Here is a 19,308-nt window from a genome sequence, read left to right on the forward strand (position 1 = left end):
GGGCGCAGACCAACGGGCGCAGACCAACGGGCGCAGACCAAAGGGCGCCGCTCCTCGGTGTCGCGGGGGATGTCCGCGGCGGCCGGCACCTCCGCGCGTGAAACCTTCGCCACAGACACCCGCTGATCGTGGTCGGTGAACGTCCGCACCTCGCCGTCACTGCGGCACAGCTCTCTGCCGGGGTTCAGCTCGGTGTACGACAGCCCCTGTACCCACAAGTCGGTGCCGCCCAGGGCGGTCAGGAGGGGCCAGGGGGACGCGCCGGGAACGGTGATCACCGTGCGAACCCTGTGGCGGCTGGTGTTGGGCGGGTGTTTCACGGGAAACACGCGGAGAGGCGCCGTTTGGCCGCCGCCGTACGGCTGGTACGGGCGGCGGCCGATGAGGCGGGAGCCGGCGGTCAGAGGCGCACCGGCCAGCCCGTCGAGGCGCTCACCCGCGAGGCCCGTACGGCGCTCGGGCGCGCGCCCTCCGTCTCGAACACGGCGGTGAAGAGGGCGCCGAAGACGGGGAGTACGCGGGGGAAGAGCCGGCGGGCCAGGGCCGAGGCGTCCGCTGCCAGGAACGCCTCGTAGCCGGGCTCGGGCACCGGCCAGTGGATCTCGACGGAGTTGACTCCTTCGCGGGTGGCCGATTCCGGGACCTCGATGGTCGTACGGGCCCAGGCGGAGGCGGTGGGGAGCCGCCCGACGGAGGTGCCGTTCACGCTGACGTGGGCGGTCCCGGACGGGAGGCGGTGGGTGAGGTGGAGCGTGCCGCCCACGGGCGCCGCCAGGGCCAGGCGGAGGGTGGTCCGTTCCGTGGTGGCCTCGTAGTAGGCCGTGCCGGGGGCGAAGTTCGGGACGCGGAAGCCGCGGCCGTCCGGCAGGCCGAGCAGGTCGATGCGGTCCCAGCCGCCGAGGCCCGGGTCGGGGCGGCGGCCGAGGGCCTCCTGGACCACCTCGCGGAAGGCCCAGTAGCCGGGTGAGTGTTCGCGGGTCTGGGCGATCTGGTAGCAGACCTGCCGGGTCTGGGGGTCGGCGTGCAGGGCGGTCAGCGCGGAGTGGGTCCAGCGTGGGCCGGGGGTCTCCAGGATGTCCAGATATTTGGTGATGAAGTCGCGGGCGTTCTTCTCGTCGGCCCGGAGCGCCAGGTCCACCTGCTCGCGTACGGCGGACTCGGGCTGGTTGCGCAGCGCGCGGTAGCCCGCGGCCAGGGCCCGGGACAGGGCGCGCGTCTTCGGGTCCGCACCCGGGCCGGGCGCGGTGGTGCCGTCGGGCACGCCCAGTACGGCGTCCGCCACCCGGGCCATCACCCGCTCGACGCCCTCGTCGCTGAGGTGGATGTGGTCGAGGAAGAACGACGGGTCGGGCAGCTCCGGCGCGTCCGCCGAGGCGAGGGCGTCGGCGGCGTCCACGAGGCGGACGTCGTTGGCGGTGGCGAAGTCGATCAGCCGCCGGCGGACGGGGGTGATCACGCCGGTGACGTGGTCGAGGAGGAGGCCGGGGGTGGCGTCACGCGCGTGTTCGAGGGCGTCGCGGGCCTTGACGGCCTCTCCGCCCGCGGCCAGCGCCTGGCCCAGGAGGTGCCAGGAGACGGGGCTGAGCCCGCCGTCCAGCTCCGTCATCCGGGTGGCGAGGTCGGCGGCCTGGGCCCACTCGTTCCCGGCCAGGGCGGTGAGCGCGGCGGCACGCAGGTCGTACCAGGGGCGCAGCGCGGGCAGGACGGGCACCTCGATCTCGGCGGCCGGCTGCCAGCCGAGGAGGTTGCTCTGGGGCACGACGAGGACGACCTCCGCCGACTCCCGGAGCCGCGCCACCTCCTCCAGCAGCCCGTCCACCTCCGGCAGCACGACGTCCTCGACGTAGACCCGGCGCATCTCGGCGTACCCGCCCCGGCGGACGGCCGCCGCCAGCAGGTCGCGGTAGGAGTCGTCGAGCGGCGCGAAGGTGAAGTTGTTGCCGGCGAACAGCACCACGACGTCCGGTTCGGCCTGGGGGAGGGCGCGCAGGGTCGCGCGCAGCGTCCAGATGTCGATGTTGCTCCGGGCCAGGTCCACCACCTGGTGGTCCAGCCTGCGGTGGTCCGCCCCCTGCGGGCGCGCGGCTCCGGTGAGGAGCCGGGTCAGGGCCGAGGCCGGGGTGAAGCGGGGTTCGAGCAGCCAGCCGCGGGCCACGGACTCGCCCGTCAGCGCCACCCTGCGCCAACCCGCGGGCGCGGCGACGTGCGGCACGTCCGCCCAGCGGTACCAGTCGGCGTCGTCGCGGCGGTGCAGGGCCACGCCCTCGTCGGTGGCGACGGTGTCCCACACGCCGATCCGGCCGGGCTGGGCCGCCGTCGCGCCGGACGCCTCCGCCGAGCCGGTCACGGTGCCGGAGGCCCTTTCGAGCTTCTGGAGCTCGGCGAGGATCTCCGCGCCGCGCGTGTCCGAGAGCAGCTCCGCGAGGCGGGCCACCTCAGCGCCGCCGTCCTGGCTGACGGCAGGGTTGCCGTCCCTGTTGTTGGTGTGCATGGTGTCGACGACCCTTCTAGAAGAACGTGTAGCTGTCGCTTCTCGACACGGGCGGGTGGCGCGGGATGGCCGCCTCGGCGATGGCCCAGCTTGCCGGTACGTCCTCCCGCCGGATCAGCAGCTCGTCGAGGACGAGCACGTCGATGCCGCACCGGATGAAGCAGGCCAGCGCGTCCGCCGGGTCGCACACGATCGGCTCGCCGCGCATGTTGAAGGAGGTGTTGAGCAGGATCGGGAAGCCCGTCAGCCGGCCGAACTCCGTGAGCAGGCCGTGGAAGCGGGCATCGGTCTCGCTGCTGACGGTCTGCAGCCGGGCCGAGCCGTCCACGTGCGTGATGGCCGGCAGCTCGGGAGCGCGGCGGACCTGGGCGGTCTCCAGCATGAACGGCGCCGGCGTGTCCCAGTCGAAGAACTCCGCGCAGCGCTCCTCGGGAACCGCGGGCGCGAACGGGCGGAACCCCTCCCGCTTCTTGACCAGGGCGTTGATGTGGTCGCGCATCCGGCCGTCACGCGGGTCGGCGATGATCGAGCGGGCTCCGAGCGCCCGCGGGCCGAACTCCATCGGGCCCTGATACCAGCCGACGACCGCCCCTTCGGCGATCAGCTCGGCGGTCAGGCGCAGCAGGCCGGGCTCGTCCCCGCGGAAGTCGCGGTGCGGCACCCCGGCGCGCACCAGGGCGTCGTGGACGTGCCGGACGTCGTAGCGCGGGCCGAGGCGGGCGTCACGCAGGGGCTCGGGCTCGTACGCGCCGGTCAGGCGGTGGTGGCAGAGCAGCGCCGCGCCCAGGGCGCCGCCCGAGTCGCCGGAGGCCGGCTGGACGAACACGTTGCGGAAGGGGCCCTCCCTGCGCAGGCGGCTGTTGGCCACGCAGTTCAGCGCCACCCCGCCGGCCAGCGCCAGGCTGTCGGCGCCGGTCAGGTCGTGCAGGTGGCGGATCTTGTCCAGCAGCACCTCCTCCAGGACGACCTGAAGGCTGCTCGCGATGTCCTCGTGGAGGGAGTCGATGGCGCTCTCCGGCACCCGCGGCGGCGCGCCCAGGAGTTCGGCGACCGCCGGGGTGTACATGTGGTCGGAGGTGCCGAAGGAGAAGTACGTCAGGTCGAGCTCGAAGCCGCCGCCCGGCCCGTTCCTGAGCATCTGCCGCATCCGGTCCGCGTAGCGGGGCTTGCCGGCCGAGGCCAGCGCCATGACCTTGTACTCGTCGCTGTTCACGGCGAAGCCCAGGTAGGAGGTGATCGCGCTGTAGAACAGGCCGAGCGAGTGCGGGAAGCGCACCTCCTCCAGCAGCCGCAGGCCCTCGGCGCTCGCGTGGCCGTAGCTGGTGGTCGTCCACTCCCCGACCGCGTCGGCGGTGAACAGCGCGGCCTCGCCGAAGCCGGAGCAGTAGAACGCGCTGGCCGCGTGCGACTCGTGGTGGGTGAAGGTGTGGATCGGGCCCTCGTACCCGAGCAGCTCGCGGATCTCGCGCTCAGGGCGGGCGGCGTCGAGGCGGGCCAGGCTCTCCCCGTGCAGGCGCGGCATGCCCGCGGCCGTGTAGTCGAACTCCAGCATCGGATCGGTGTCCTTGCCCGGGATGCCCGCCCACAACTGGCGTGAGAGCTTGGCCACGGGGTTCTCGTAGTACGCCACGGCGTCGACGTCGTCGATGCCGATCCCGGCGTCCATCAGGCACGCCCGGAACGCGTTGATCGGCATGGACCGGTCGTAGCGGCGGCGGGTGAAGCGCTCCTCGTGCGCGGCGGCGACGGGCCGGCCGTCGATGACGACCGCGCACGCGGAATCGTGGAACAGCGCAGAAATACCAACAATGATCACTGTGGTTCACCGCCTGGGATGTCGATGGTGGCCAGGTCCCGGCCGAGGGAGGTGAGCAGCCTGTTGCCCGACCGTCCGACGACGAAGGGGTCCTCGATCTGGACGGCACCGAAGCCGAGCTCGTGGTAGGGGGTCTCCGCGTTGACGACCGTGCCTTCTTCCAGCACGTCGTCGCTGGTGGGCGTGATGAGCACGCGGTCGTAGATCTCCACGCCGATGCCGTGGCCGACGTGCTGGCGGCGATAGTGGGGCACGCCCGCCGCCCGTACGGCCTCCATGACGATGTCGAACAGCTCCTTGCCGCTCATGCCGGGGCGGGCCTCGGCCAGCGCGCGGTCGGTGCCGGCCTTCATCGCCGCGTGGTAGCGGACGAGCTTGTCCGGCGGCTCGCCCACGCTGTAGACGCGGGCCAGGTCGGACCAGTAGCCGCGGTGCACGCAGCCCACGTCCATCCAGACCGTCTCGCCCGCCCGGAGCGGCACGTCGCGGGGGAGCCGCTGGCCGCCGACCGCCGCGCGGCCGAACTTGATCAGGGTGAACGCGGGACGCGCCCCGGCCGCGACGATCGTCCGGTCGAACTCGCGTACCAGGTCGATCTCCGTGACGCCCGGGCGGGCGATCGCGGTGGCGGCCCTGATGGCGTCCTCGGTGATCGCCGCCGCCCGGGTCAGCCGGTCGATCTCCGCGGGCGTCTTCACCTTGCGGGTCCAGCGCAGCACGTCGGCGCCCGTACGGACGCGGGCGTCGGGCAGCGCCTCCGTGACGGCGTCGAGGAAGCCGTACGGCACGCCGTCCTCGTCCACCGCGATCGTCCCGGTCGCGCACCCGGCACGGGAGGCGGCCAGCACCAGCGCGTCCAGGGCGGTCGCGGCGTGCGGACCGTCGACGGCCACGCGGCGCAGGTCGCGCTCGTCCCGGTCCAGGCTCGCCGCCGGGTCGATCTCGCGGAAGAAGTCGCCGAAGCCGACCGTCCCCGCGATCTCGACGTCGGCGTCGAGCGTCTGGTCGAGGTCGCAGCGGGGAGAGACGACGTACGGCCGGTCGGGCCGGTCACGGGTCACCAGGACGTAGCACTGCCCGCCGTGGGGGTGCACGTCCAGGGTCACGTTGGAGATCCCCGTCAGGTAGAGGACGTTCTCCTTCGTGGTCGCGACCACGGCGTCGAGACCCAGCTCGTCCATCCGCGCACGCAGCCGCTCGAAGTTCGCCGGCATCGGACATCTCCTCATCAGGTGGTGGCGTACCGCAGGCCGAGCCGGACCGGCGGGGACGTGGGCTTGCGCGCGGCCTCGACCAGCCGTTCAGGGTCGGTCAGCCCGGCCCCGAAGACGGCCTCGTGCAGTCCCCGCCCGCGCACCCAGTCCTCGTCGAACGACTCGCCGAGGTAGTGGATGCCGTCGTCCGCCGCGATCACCACGATCCGGGCGCCCGGATGGGTGTGGGCGTGGTGCAGCGCGCCGAACACCGCGGCCCCCGACGACTCGCCCACGAGGATGCCCTCGGTCCTGGCCAGCGCGATGCTGGTGGCGATGCCCTCGTGGTCGGTGACGAGGTGGGCGTGGTCGATGAGGTCGGGGTCGAGGCAGCCGGGCTGCCACGGGAGCCCCAGGCCGCGCATCTGGTAGCCGGTGAAGGGGAAGCCCATGGCGGCCGAGCCGAGCGCGTCGACGCCGACGGTGGTCAGGCCGGGCAGCTCGCGTTTGAGCGTCGACGACAGGCCGCTGATGTGGCCGCCGGTGCCCACCGACGTCACCAGGGTGTCGAAGGCGGGCACGTCGCTCAGCACCTCGTACGCGGTCTGCTCGGCGTGGGCTCGCGGGTTGTCGGGGTTGTTGTACTGGTCGGGCCAGAAGGAGCCGGGGATCTCGGTCAGCAACTGCTTGACCCTGGCGATGCGGGGCCGCTGGTACAGGCCGCTGTCGTCGGCCGTGTCCACGACCACGATCTCCGCGCCGAGCGCCCGTACGTAGTCGAGCTTCGAGCGGGGCGCGTTCGGGTCCACGACGAGGATGACCCGGTAGCCGTTGACCGCGCCGATCAGGGCCAGCGCCTTGCCGACGTTCCCCGAGGTGGACTCGATGATCGTGCCGCCGGGCCGCAGGCGTCCGTTCAGCTCGGCCCGGCGGATCATGGACAGGACGGCGCGGTCCTTGATGCTTCCGCCGGGGTTGAAGCCCTCCAGCTTGATCAGGATCTCCGTGCCGGGGATCGTCAGCCGCCGCAGCCGTACCACGGGCGTGCCGCCGATCGTGCTCAGGATGTCGTTGTGGATCACTGCAGTGCCAATCGCACCCGGTAGCGGGTGAGCCAGTTGTTGATCTGGATCATCATCTCGACGTCGGCCCGCGCGAGCCGGTTCTCGGCGAGGATCGCCGGGTCGCCGGCGCGGGCCGCCGCGAGGTCGAGGTCCAGCAGCGGACGGACGGGGGCCTCGGTGTCCGCGAGGATCTCCTTCAGCTCCACCTGGAGCTGGCGCGGGTAGTCGGGGTTGTTGCCGACCGGGGTGGCGCTGCGCCGCCGCTGGATGATCTCCTCCGGCAGCAGGTCCTTCACGGCCGCTCTGAGCAGGCCCTTCTCGATGCCGCCGTGGGCCTGTAGGTCGGCGGGGATGTTGAAGGCGTACTCCAGGAGGCGGTGGCCGTTGATCGGCGAGCGCGCCTGGAGCCCCGCGGCGGTGAACATCGCGTAGTCGGTCCTGAACAGCGTCATCACCAGGTAGGAGACCCGCCGCAGGGCGCGCTGCCAGGCGTCCTCGCCGGGCAGGTGCACCACGTTCGCGATCGCGGTGGCGTACGTGTCGCGGTAGTAGACGGGGAAGTCCAGGACGTCCAGCGCCTCCTTGCTGAGCAGCCCGGTGCCGAAGCCGTTGGCCGCCCCGTGCCGCTGCGCCAGCGCCAGCCACGGGAACGTGCCCGACTCCACGAGCCCTCTGTCGATCGCCCAGTTGGAGCCGAGGAACGCGTTGTCCCCGCCGAACCCGGTCAAGATGATCTTGCCGTTCTGCGCGGCGGCCTGGCGCAGGAAGATGTGCTGACCGGCGTCCATGTCGTAGATGCGCGCGGGCGCCTCGGTGGCCGCCAGCAGGCCCTGCTGCACCAGCGGGTGCAGGATGTCGGCGGGGCGCAGGGTGACCACCGTGTGCGCCGCGCCGATGTGGGAGGCGGCCTTGCGCGCGTACGGCTCGTCCTTGGTCCGGCGCATGACGTCGGCCTGGAACTCGCTGTCGAGGTAGTCGATCGTGAACGTACGCAGCGGGCCGAGCCCACGGCGGCGCAGCTCGGCGGCGGCCAGCGCGGCCACGGAGGAGGAGTCGATGCCGCCGGAGAGCATGGCCACCAGTTGCGCGGGGTCCTCCGGGATGTTCAGCCGGATGCTCTCTTCCAGCAGCTCCCGGATCGTCGCGACGGTGGCGTCCAGGTCGTGGGTGTGCTCCTGGGTGGTCAGGCTCCAGTAGCGCTCGCGGCGGGCGCGGCCGTCGGCGTCGAACGTGACGATCTCGGCCGGTCCCACGCTCTCGAACCCGGCGAAGATCGGGCCGGTCGGGAGCGCGTGCGAGATGACCTGACGCAGCCCGCCGACGTCGACGACGGGGGCGACCTCGGGGTGTTCGAGCAGCGTCTCCCGCCGCGAGGCGAACAGCACCCCGGTCGGCGTGGCCGTGTGGAACAGGGGCTGCCCGCCGATGCGGTCCCTGGCCAGGACCAGCTCCCGCGTGCGGCCGTCCCAGATGACGATCGCGAACGGGCCGTCCAGCCACGGCACGAACTCGGTGCCCCATTCGAGATAGGCGCGCGCGACCACCTCGGACGCGGACGCCTCGGGGGCGGGCGCGGACGGCAGCCGGTGGCGCAGCTCACCCAGGTTGTACGGGGAGCCCACGACGCACACCGTGACCGGCCCGGGTTCGAGCTGGAACGGCCGCCCGTCGTCCCCGAACGACAGCTCGCGGTAGCCGATCGCGGCGTGCGGCGAGACCCATACGGCCTCCCCGTCCGGCCCGCGCTGTGCGAGATTCCCCGTGAGCACGCTCATCAGCGGCCGCTCCAGGGCCAGGTTTCTGGAGTAGTCGATCCACCCGACGACACCTGACATCGGATCGCCCTTTCTGTACGAGTGCCTGAACTGCTACGAGTGCCTTACCTGCCGAGCCGGCCGAATCAGCCGAACTTGCCGGGTCAGCCGAACTCAGCTTCTCCGGGCCCCGTCGAGGGCCCGTCTACCGTGGTTGGAGCGCCGCTCGCGGCCAGCTCAGCGGCCAGCCGCTGGTAGATCGCCAAGGGGGTGCGGGAGCGCAGGATCATGCTCGCCGCCGGCCGGACGCCGGTGGCCGCGGCGATCCGGTTACGCAGCTCGATCGCGGTAAGCGAGTCGAAGCCCAGCTCCTTGAGGTCGTGCTCGGGCAGCACCGCGCCCTCGCCGTACCCGAGCGCGCCGGCGGCCTCGGCGCAGATCAGCTCCAGCAACCGCTCTCCGGCGACCGGGGACGCGCTGTCCGCCGCCTGCGTGGCCACGGGCCGGACCAGCTCGCGCAGGATCGGGGGGATCCCGGAGCCGCGTACGGCCTGCGCGTCCAGCCGCATCGGTACGGCGTCGGCGTCGTCCAGCTCCAGCGCCGCGTCGAACAGCTCCAGCGCCTCCTGGGTCGGCAGCGGCGCCATGCCCGAGCGCCGGATCCGCGCCAGGTCGGCCTCCCCGAGATGCCCGGTCATGCCGCTGCGCTCGGCCCACAGGCCCCACGCGATGGAGGTCGCGGGCAGCCCCAGCTCCCGCCGGTGCCGGGACAGCTCGTCCAGGTAGGCGTTGGCCGCGGCGTAGTTGCCCTGACCGGGCTCGCCGAGCACGCCCGAGGCCGAGGAGAACAGCACGAACGCCGACAGGTCCATCGCCTGGGTCAGCTCGTGCAGGTGGCGGGCGGCGACCGCCTTCGGGCGCAGCACCCGGTCGAGCCGTTCGGGCGTGAGCGAGGTGACGACGCCGTCGTCGAGCACCCCGGCCGCGTGGACCACGGCCGTCAGCGGGCGTGGCAGGCGGGACAGCAGCCGTTCGAGCGCCGCGCGGTCGGCGACGTCGCACGACTCGGCCGTCACCCGCGCGCCGTGCCCGGCCAGCTCGGCGGCCAGCTCCTCGGTGGCCGGGGTGTGGCCGCGCCGCCCGGCGAGCACGACGTGCCGGACCCCGTGGCGGGACACCAGGTGCCTGGCCACGCGGGCGGCCAGCGTCCCGGTGCCGCCGGTGATCAGGACGGTCCCCTCCGGATCGATCGGGTGGGGGACGGTCAGCACGACCTTGCCGGTGTGCCGGCTGCGGCTCATCTCGCGGAACGCCGCGCGGGCCCGGCGGATGCCGCGCGCGGTCACCGGCAGCGTACGGAGCACACCGCGCTCGAACAGCGGCATCAGCTCGGCGAAGATCTCGCGGATCCGGTCGGGAGGCACGTCCGGCAGGTTGAACGGCCGGTACGTGACCTCAGGATGCTCCGCCTCCACCGCCCGCGGATCGCGCAGATCGGTCTTGCCCATCTCCGCGAAGCGCCCGCCCGGCCCGAGGAGGCGGAGCGAGGCGTCGACGAAGGTCCCGGCGAGCGAGTTGAGCACCACGTCCATGCCGGGGAAGGCGTCGGCGAAGTCGGTGGAGCGGGAGGAGGCGATGTGCGCGTCGTCGAGGCCCATCGTGCGCAGGAGATCCCATTTGCGCGGATGGGCGGTGCCGAAGACCTCGGCCCCCAGGTGCCGGCCGAGCTGTACGGCGGCCATGCCCACGCCGCCCGCCGCGGCGTGCACGAGCAGCCGCTCCCCCGGCCGCAGCCCCGTCACGTCCACCAGGCCCAGGTAGGCGGTGAGGAACACGACGGGGACCGAGGCGGCCTGGGCGAACGTCCAGCCGTCCGGGATCGGCACCAGCGTACGGGCGTCGGCCACGGCTTCGGGGCCGAAGGCGTCCTTGAGCAGCCCGAACACCCGGTCGCCAGGACGCGGCCCCGTCACGCCGGGTCCGGTCTCCAGCACCACGCCGGCGCCTTCGAGCCCGAGGCCCTCCTCACCCGGCACCAGGCCGAGCGCCACGACGACGTCGCGGAAGTTCATCCCCGCCGCGCGAACACCCACCCGCACCATCCCGGGGCCCAGCGGCCCGCGCTCGGCCGGGACGATCGTGAGGTTCTCGATGAGGCCCTTCTCTGTCAGGTCGAGCCGCCACGGCCCGTCCTTCGGCGGGTCGAGGACGTCGTCGGCCGAGGGCCGGGACAGCCGGGGCACGCGGAACCGGGTGCCGTCGAAGAGCAGGTGCGGCTCGTCGCCCGCGGCGGCGCGGGCAAGGGCGGAGGCGGTGAACGGTTCGGCCGTCTCCAGGAGGGTGATGCGTCCGGGGTTCTCCGACTGGGCGGTTCTCATCAGGCCCGCCACGGGGGCGTGCGCCGGGCCGGGGCGGATGACGAGGACCAGGCGGACGTCCTCCAGGCCGTCGGTGGCCAGCCACGAACGCAGCACCGCCAGCGCCTCGCGGGCGGCCTCGTCGGGGTGCGAGGAGTAGATCGTGGTCACGGCGAACGACGGGGCGGGCGCGCCGGTGTCCGTGCCCGTTGCGTGGCCCGGTGCGAGGGCCGCCGCGAGGGCCGGTGGGTCCGGGTACCGGTCGCCGTGCGCGGACACCTCGCCGGTGGCCGCGGACTCAGCGGTGACGAGGCCCGCGACGTTGCCGATGACGGCGTAGCGGTACTCCGCGGGCGCCTCGGGCAGGTCCGCGGGCCGCCAGCGCACCTGGAACAGCGAGTCCCGGTCCCCGGCGGGCGCCGGGCGGAGCGTGAGCCCGGCCACCGACAACACCGGCCGCCCGGTGGCGTCCGTCGCGGTGAGCGAGATCTCGCCGGTGCCCGGGACCGGGGCCATCCGCACGCGCAGCTCCGTGGCGGCGCGAGCGTGGATCCGGACGTCCCGCCAGGCGAAGGGCAGCACCACACGGGACTCCCGCGCCAGCAGCCAGGCGTGCAGGGCCGCGTCGAGCAGCGCCGGGTGCACGGCGAACCCATCCCCAGCCGCGTCCCCAGCCGTGCCGCCAGCCGTGCCGCCAGCCGTGCCGCCAGTCGCGCTGGCCGGGCCGCCAGTCGCGTCGGCCGGGGCGCCGGTCAGGTCGCCGGTCAGCTCGGACGGCAGTGCCACCTCGGCGAACACCTCGTCGCCGAGCCGGAGTGCACGCCGCAGCCCGCGGAAGGCCGGGCCGTAGCCGTGGCCGCGCGCCGCGAGGTCGGCGTACGCGCCGTCCAGGTCGATCTCGTCCGCTCCGCGCGGCGGCCAGGTGAGGGAGGGGACGTCGCCCTCAGGTCCGGCGGGCCGCAGCGTGCCGGTGGCGTGCAGGGTCCAGGGGGCCTGGCCGGTGTCGTCCTCGGGCTGGGAGTGCACGCTGAGTCGGCGCCCGCCGTCCTCGGACGTGACCCGCAGCCGCAGCCCGCCCTCCTCAGGGAGCGCGATGGGGTGCTCCATGGTCAGCTCGCCGACGCGGACCAGGCCCGTCAGCTCCCCGACGTGGGCGGCGATGTCAAGGTACGCCGTCCCGGGCAGGATCGCCCGGCCCGAGACCGCGTGGTCCCGCAGCCAGCTCTCCTGCGAGAGGCGTCCGGCCAGCAGCAGACCGCCGGTCCCTGGCAGCTCGGTCCTGGCGCCGAGGAAGGGGTGGCGGTTGGCCGACAGCCCGGCCTCACGCAGGTCCGCCCCGGCCGTCGGGAGGTGCCAGAACCGGCGGCGCTGGAAGGGATACGTGGGGAGATCGACATCGGTGTGCCCGCTGCCGAGCAGCCCCTCCCACGCCACCTGCGCGCCGTGCGCGTACGCCTCGGCCAGGGCGGTCAGGAAACGCGTCCGTCCGCCGTCGTCGCGCTGGATGGTGCCCATGGCGGCGGCCGTGGCACCGCGCGACTCCAGGGTGTCGCTCACTCCGAGTGTCAGCACGGGATGCGGGCTGACCTCGATGAACAGGCCGTGCCCCGTCCCGGCGAGCGAGGCGACGCCGTCCTCGAAGAGCACGGGCGAGCGCAGGTTCTCGTACCAGTACGCGGCGTCCAGCTCGGTGCCCGACAGCAGCTCGCCGCGGGTCGTGGACCGGAACGGCACGGACGCCGCCCGCGGCTCGATGCCAGCCAGGTGGCTCAGGACCCGTTCGCGGATCGGCTCCATGAGGGGTGTGTGCGAGGCGTAGTCGACGTTGACCCGGCGCGCGTGCAGGCCGTCCGCCTCGGCGCGGGCCAGGAAGTCCGCCAGCTCCGCCGCCTCGCCCGCCACCACCACGGACGCGGGGCCGTTGATCGCGGCCACGTGCAGGCCGGTGCCGCGCAGGCGGTCGCGTACCTCGTCGGCGGACAGAGCGATCGAGCCCATGCCGCCGGTGCCGCCCAGCTCCGCGATCACCTGGCTGCGCAGCGCCGCCACCGTGGCGGCGTCCTCCAGGGAGAGCGCCCCCGCGACGCAGGCCGCGGCGATCTCCCCCTGCGAGTGGCCGACCACGGCGTCGGGGCGTACGCCGCGCGACTCCCAGAGCGCGGCCAGCGACACCATCATCGCGAAGAGGGCGGGCTGGATGACGTCCACCCGGTCGAGCCCGGGGCTGCCGGGAGCGCCGCGCAGCACGTCCATCAGGGACCAGCCGGTGTGCGGGGCCAGAGCGTCGGCGCATTCGCGCAGACGCTCGCCGAAGACGGGCTCGGCCACGGCCAGCTCCACCCCCATGCCCGCCCACTGGGCCCCCTGGCCGGGGAAGACGAACACGGTACGGCCGGGGACGGCCCTGCCGCGGACGAGGTTCCCGGCGCTGCGGCCGTCCGCCAGCGCGGCGAGCCCGTCACGGGCCGAGGCCGGGTCGGCGGGGTCGGCCAGCACCACGGCCCGGTGGGGGAAGCGCGCACGGCTCGTGGCCAGCGCGCGGCCCAGGCCCGCCAGACGCGGAGCCGCCTCGCTCACCGCGCCGGGCAGGGTGTCCGGCGGAGTGCCGGGCAGGGCATCCGGCAGGGTGTCCGGCGGAGTGCCGGGCGGGGCGTCCGGCTGGGTGTCCGGCTGGGTGTCCGGCGGGGTGTCGAGCAGGGTGCCGAGCCGCTCGGCCTGGGCCCGCAGCGCGGCCTCGCCCTTGGCCGACACGAGCAGCGGAACGAGACCGGGAGCCTCGTCACCGGTCGCACCCGTGCCGATGGCGCGGCCGGAGAAGGACTGACCGGTCGTGTCGGGTGGGGTCTGGCTGGTCGGGTTCGTGGCGGTGGGGGCCTGTTCGAGGATGACGTGGGCGTTGGTGCCGCTGATGCCGAAGGAGGAGACGCCGCAGCGGCGCGGCCGCCCGTCCTGGGGCCAGGGCCGCTCCTCGCCCAGCGGCACGACCGTGCCCGACGACCAGTCCACGTGCGGCGACGGCTCGTCGAGGTGCAACATCCTGGGCAGCGCGCCCTGACGCATCGCCTCCACCATCTTGATCACGCCGGCCACCCCGGCGGCGGCCTGCGTGTGCCCGAGGTTGGACTTGAGCGAGCCCAGCCAGAGCGGCCGCTCCGGGTCGCGTCCCCGGCCGTACGCCTCGATGAGCGCACCGGCCTCGATCGGGTCGCCGAGCGTGGTGCCGGTGCCGTGCGCCTCCACGGCGTCCACGTCCTGCGGCCGCAGCCCGGCGTCGGCCAGTGCCTCCTGGATGACGCGTACCTGGGCGCGCATGCTCGGGGCGGTCAGCCCGTTGCTGGCGCCGTCCTGGTTGATCGCGCTGCCGCGCAGGACGGCGAGGACCGGATGGCCCGCGGCCACGGCGTCCTCCAGGCGGGCGAGCACCAGCATGCCCGCCCCCTCGGCCCAGGCGGTGCCGTCGGCCGCGGCGGCGAACGGCTTGCACCGCCCGTCGGGCGCGAGCCCGCGCTGCCTGCTGAACTCCACGAACATGCCCGGCGTCGACATGACGGTCACCCCGCCGGCCAGCGCGAGATCGCACTCGCCGCTGCGCAGCGACCGCGCCGCCAGGTGGATCGCCACCAGCGACGACGAGCACGCGGTGTCCACGGTGAGCGCGGGTCCTGTCAGCCCGAGGCAGTACGCGATGCGCCCCGAGGCGACGCTGACCGTGCTGCCGGTGAACGCGTAGCCGCCGGTGGGCCCGGCGTCCTGGAGGCGCGGGGCGTACTCCTGGGCGGTGGCGCCGACGAACACGCCCACGCGCCGCTCCGCCGCCCGCGCCGGGTGGAGACGGGCCCGTTCGAGCGCCTCCCAGGACACCTCCAGCAGCAGCCGCTGCTGCGGGTCCATGGCCTCGGCCTCCTTGGGGTTGATGCCGAAGAAGTCGGCGTCGAAGCCGGCCACGTCGTCGAGGAACCCGCCGTGTCGGGAGTAGGAGGTGCCGGGGCGTTCGGAGTCGGCGGCGTAGACGCGGGCGAGGTCCCAGCCGCGGTCGGAGGGGAACGGGGAGATCGCGTCGCGGCCCTCGGCGACGAGCCGCCACAGGTCCTGCGGGGAGGCGGCGCCTCCGGGATAGCGGCAGCCCATGCCGATGATCGCCAGGGGCGCATCCGCGTGCGCCGTGGCCCGGGGCGTGTGCTCCTGGAGCGGGGCCTCGGTCAGGTGCGCGGCGAGGGCGGCCGGGGTGGGGTGGTCGAACACGAGGGTGGCCGGGAGGTCGCGGTCGAGCGCCTGGGAGAGCGCGGTGCTCAGCTCGACGGCCGTGACCGAGGTGATGCCCAGGTCCTTGAACGTACGCCCCGCGTCGACGGCGTCGGCGCCGGAGTGGCCGAGCACGGCGGCGGTGTGCGCGCGTACGAGGTGCAGGGGGTCGGCGGGAGCGGCGGCGGACGTTTCGGGCGCGGGCGCGTCGGAGTCGGTCAGCCAGTGGCGGCGGCGCTGGAACCGGTACGTCGGCAGGTCCACCACCCGCCGCCCGGCACCGAACACGGCGGCCCAGTCGGCCTCCACGCCGCGCACCCACAGGCCCGCCAGCGCCCGCATGACCGAGTGCTCCTCGTCCCCCCGGCGCAGGGAGGCCACGAAGGCCGCCGCGGAGTCGGTGAGGCAGGCGCGGCCCATCGTGCTGAGCTGCGCGCCGGGGCCCAGCTCGCAGAACGTACGCACCCCGGCCGCGTGCAGGGCGGCCACGGCGTCGCCGTACCGGACGGGCAGGCGGGCCTGACGCGCCCAGTAGCCGGGCTCGCCCAGCTCGGCGGCGGTGAGGGGACGGCCGGTGACCGTGGAGACGATCCGGATCCCGTCGAGGTCGCCGAATCCCAGCTCGCCGGCCGTGGCCGCGAGGCGTTCCATGATGGGGTCGATGTGCGGGGAGTGGAAGGCCCGGCCGGTGTCGAGCCTCCTGGTACGCCTGCCCATGGCCGCGAGCCGCTCGGCCACCCGCGTCACCTCGGCCTCGGCACCGGAGATCACGGTCGAGCGGGGGCCGTTGACGGCGGCGATCGCGACCCGGTCGTCCCCGTCGAGGAGGGGCAGCACGTCGGACTCCGCGGCCTGGACCGAGACCATGACGCCGCTGTCGTCCATCTCGGACATCAGCGTGCCCCTGGCCGCGACCAGCCTGCAGGCGTCGGCCAGCGGCAGCGCGCCGGCCACGTGCACGGCGGCGATCTCCCCGATGGAGTGGCCGGCCACCCAGTCGGGGCGCACGCCCCAGCTCTCGAACAGCCGGTAGAGCCCGACGCCGACGGCGAACAGGCCCGCCTGGGTGTAGCGGGTGTCCCGCAGCGCCGTGCCGGAGCGCAGCGCCTCGCTCAGCGGGCGCGGCAGCAGGGGGTCCAGCTCGGCCGTGACCAGGTCGAACGCCTCCGCGTACGCAGGGAACGCCGCGTACAGGGCGGCGCCCATGTCGGCGTACTGGCTGCCCTGGCCGGGGAAGAGGAAGGCCAGATCGCCTTCGGCGGGCGTACCGGTCACCACGTTCTGGGCGGGTTCGCCCTGGGCGAGGGCCGCCAGGCCCGTGGCGTGGCCGCCGACCACGGCAGCCCTGTGGGGGAAGGCGGTTCGCGTGGTGGCCAGCGAGAAGCCCACGTCGCCCGGGTCGGCGTCCGCCAAGGGGACGAGCGCCGCGGCCTGGGCCCGCAGTGCCGCGTCGGAGCGTCCCGAGATCAGCCAGGGCACGCCCGCGGGCGCGCTCCCCGCGACGGTCTCCGGCGGGGCGGGGGCCTGGGAGAGCACGACGTGGCAGTTCGTGCCCCCGAGACCGAAGGAGGAGACGCCCGCCACCCGCGGCCCGCCGTCCCACGGCTCCGGCTCGACGGGTACGCGCAGCCGCAGCTCGTCCAGGGGGATGCGCGGGTTGGGCGAGGCGAAGTTCAGGCTGGGCGGGATCACGCCCTCGTGGATGCTGAGCGCCGCCTTGAGCAGCCCGGCGATCCCCGCGCCGCCCTCCAGGTGGCCGATGTTGGTCTTGACCGAGCCGACCGGCAGCGGGGCGCCCGCCGCGCGGGCCGCGCCCAGGACCGCGCCGAGCGCGGCCGCCTCGACCGGGTCACCGATGGGCGTGCCCGTGCCGTGCAGCTCGACGTAGCCGACCTCGGCCGGGTTCACCCACGCCCGCCGGTACGCCTCGCGCAGCACCTCCTCCTGGGCCTGCCCGCTGGGCACGGTGAGGGCGTCCGCCGGGCCGTCGTTGTTCACCGCGCTGCCCCGGATGACGCAGTAGACGCGGTCGCCGTCGGCCTGCGCGGCGGGCAGCGGCTTGAGCACGAGAGCGGCCCCGCCCTCGCCCCGTACGTAGCCGTTGGCGCGGGCGTCGAAGGTGAAGCAGCGGCCGTCCGGCGACAGGGCGCCCGACCGGCGGGCGCTCAGGCTGCCGGCCTCGGTCAGGATCAGGTTGACGCCGCCGGCCAGCACCAGGTCGGCCTCCCCGGTACGCAGCTTGGCGCACGCCTCGTGCACGGCGACCAGCGAGGAGCACTGGCCCGCGTCCACGGTGAGGCTCGGGCCGCGCAGGCCCAGCACATGGGAGACCCGGTTGGCGATCATGGCGCGTTGCAGGCCGGTGAGGGTGTGCGGGCCGATCTCGGCGGCCTGCCCGTACGTCATGGCCAGGTAGTCGTCGGAGGCCGCCCCCATGACGATCCCGGTCCGGCTGCCCCGCAGTCGCGCGGGCACGACCCGCGCGTCCTCCAGGGCCTCCCAGCACAGCTCCAGCACGAGCCGCTGCTGCGGGTCCATCGCGGCCACCTCGCGTGGCGCGATCCCGAAGAAGTCCGCGTCGAACTCCTCCACCCGCTCCAGGTACCCGCCAGGCCCGAGCGGGCCCTCCCGCCCGGGCGGCGGAGTGTCACGCACGGCGCTCGCACCCTCGTGGAGCAGCCGCCAGTACGCGCGGGGGTCCGCGGCCCCGGGCAGTCGGCAGGAGACGCCGATGATCGCGATGGGTGTCTCGGATGACCTCATGAGCCTTCCTCGGGCTGTCGGCCCAGCATCGCGGCGAGGGCCTCGCCGACGGTGGTCTCGGGGGAGGAACCGGATGAGGGCGACCGCCAGCACACGAACCCGTCCGGCCGCACCAGCACCGCCCCCGACGGGGTGATGCCGTACACGTCGTACGGGGAGCGGTCCTCGCCGTCCGTGGGCAGCAGGTCGTGGCCGAACCGGTGCACGCGCAGCGGCACCCCGAGGGCCCCAGCGGCCTCGCCGGCGGCGGCGTACCAGTCGGCGGCGTCCTCTCCGGCCAGCAGGACCGGCTGGGCGCCGAACAGGTCGAGTACGGAGCTGACGGCGCCGTCGCGGCGCACCCAGAGGTGCGGCGCGCGCGTCCCGGGGCGGCCGGTCAGCTCGCGCGGGTGCACGAAGACCGGCTCCCCGCCGGGGGCGGCCGACGGCTCCTCCTGGACGATCGACGGCGAGCGGTAGGCGTAGCCGAACGTGACCGAAATCGTGTCCGCGACCTTCGCCGCCTGCTCGGGGGTGGCGAACCCGGCGCGGGCGGCCAGGCGGAGCCCCGCCTGCTCGATCGTGGCGACGCCGACGGGGCGGCGCTCGGCGTCGTAGGTGTCCAGCAGGCTGGGGGAGGCGTAGCCGGACAGCACCGCCCGGAGCTTCCAGGCCAGGTTGTGCACGTCCTGGATGCCGGTGCCCGCGCCGTACCCGCCGATGGGCGGGATCACGTGGGCGGCGTCGCCGGCCAGGAACACCCGGCCCGCCGCGTACGTCTCGGCGGCCAGCGAGCCCATCTCCCACGGGAGCACGTCACGCAGCTCGACGTCGAGGTCCGGCACGCCGACCGCGGCCCTGACCAGGTGGACGCAGCGCTCGGGGGTGTAGTCCTCGGCCCGCTCGCCCTTCTCCGGGTGGAAGGTGATGATCAGGGTGCCCTGCCGCAGCGTGTCGTCGTGGCCGAGCACGCCGTCGACCTCGGCGTTCTCCACCTGGCAGACCGCGAAGCGGCGCTCGCCCAGCGCCTGCCGCAGGTCGGCGCGGAACAGGATGCTGATCTGGTGGCGCAGCACGCCCCGGCCGTGGCGGGCGATGCCGAGCGACTCGCGCAGGCGGCCGCGGGCGCCGTCGGCGGCGATCACGTACTGGGCTCTGATGGTCTGCTTGACGCCGTCCTTCACGACGGTGGCGACGACCCCGTCGCCCTCCTGGGCGAGGTCGCTCAGCTCGGTGCCGAAGCGCAGGTCGCCGCCCAGCTCCTCGGCGCGGGCGCGGATGATCGGGTCCACGCGGTCCTGCGGCAGCGAGATGATCCGGGGGATGGGGCTGACGCCGCCGACCTCCTCCGGCTCGGGGATGCGGGAGACGTGGATCTCCTTGCCCGCCAGCGACTCGACCTTGCCGTTGGCGTTGTGCCCGACGAAGCCCAGGCTCTCGTGCAGGACCCGGTCCGCGGCGCCCACCTGGCGGAACAGCTCCAGCGTGCGCGGGTACCAGCCCCACGCCCGGGGGTGGATGGACGTGGTCGGGTGCCGCTCGACCAGGACGGACCGTACGCCCAGCCACGAAAGGAACAGCGACGCCGACAGTCCGACGGAGCCCCCTCCGACGATCAGGACGGGTGTGGTTTCCTCACGCACGCTCGC

Annotated in this window: 7 protein-coding genes; all 7 read right to left on the reverse strand. The window is 74.3% G+C overall.

Going from position 1 to position 19,308, the window contains the following annotated elements:
- Nucleotides 1–400: 400 nt before the first annotated feature.
- A complete protein-coding gene (locus ABD844_RS40765; protein WP_344890850.1) occupies nt 401–2,491 on the reverse strand; it encodes a hypothetical protein in 2,091 nt (696 codons plus the stop codon).
- Between the two features lie 16 nt (nt 2,492–2,507).
- A complete protein-coding gene (locus ABD844_RS40770; RefSeq protein ID WP_344890853.1) occupies nt 2,508–4,307 on the reverse strand; it encodes a carbamoyltransferase family protein in 1,800 nt (599 codons plus the stop codon).
- Entirely contained in the window at nt 4,304–5,521 is a 1,218-nt protein-coding gene (locus tag ABD844_RS40775; RefSeq protein ID WP_344890856.1) for a M24 family metallopeptidase, read from the reverse strand. The genes ABD844_RS40770 and ABD844_RS40775 overlap by 4 nt, the downstream gene beginning before the upstream one ends.
- A gap of 14 nt (nt 5,522–5,535) precedes the next feature.
- Entirely contained in the window at nt 5,536–6,582 is a 1,047-nt protein-coding gene (locus tag ABD844_RS40780; protein ID WP_344890860.1) for a PLP-dependent cysteine synthase family protein, read from the reverse strand.
- A complete protein-coding gene (locus tag ABD844_RS40785) occupies nt 6,579–8,399 on the reverse strand; it encodes an asparagine synthetase B family protein (protein WP_344890863.1) in 1,821 nt (606 codons plus the stop codon). The genes ABD844_RS40780 and ABD844_RS40785 overlap by 4 nt, the downstream gene beginning before the upstream one ends.
- Before the next feature lie 83 nt (nt 8,400–8,482).
- On the reverse strand, nt 8,483–17,680 hold the full coding sequence (locus ABD844_RS40790; protein WP_344890866.1) for a type I polyketide synthase: 9,198 nt from the start codon (nt 17,678–17,680) through the stop codon (nt 8,483–8,485).
- A complete protein-coding gene (locus ABD844_RS40795; protein ID WP_344890870.1) occupies nt 17,677–19,302 on the reverse strand; it encodes an FAD-dependent monooxygenase in 1,626 nt (541 codons plus the stop codon). The genes ABD844_RS40790 and ABD844_RS40795 overlap by 4 nt, the downstream gene beginning before the upstream one ends.
- Between the last annotated feature and the right edge of the window lie 6 nt (nt 19,303–19,308).

The sequence above is a fragment of the Nonomuraea antimicrobica genome (assembly GCF_039536965.1).
Classification (GTDB): Bacteria; Actinomycetota; Actinomycetes; order Streptosporangiales; family Streptosporangiaceae; genus Nonomuraea; species Nonomuraea antimicrobica.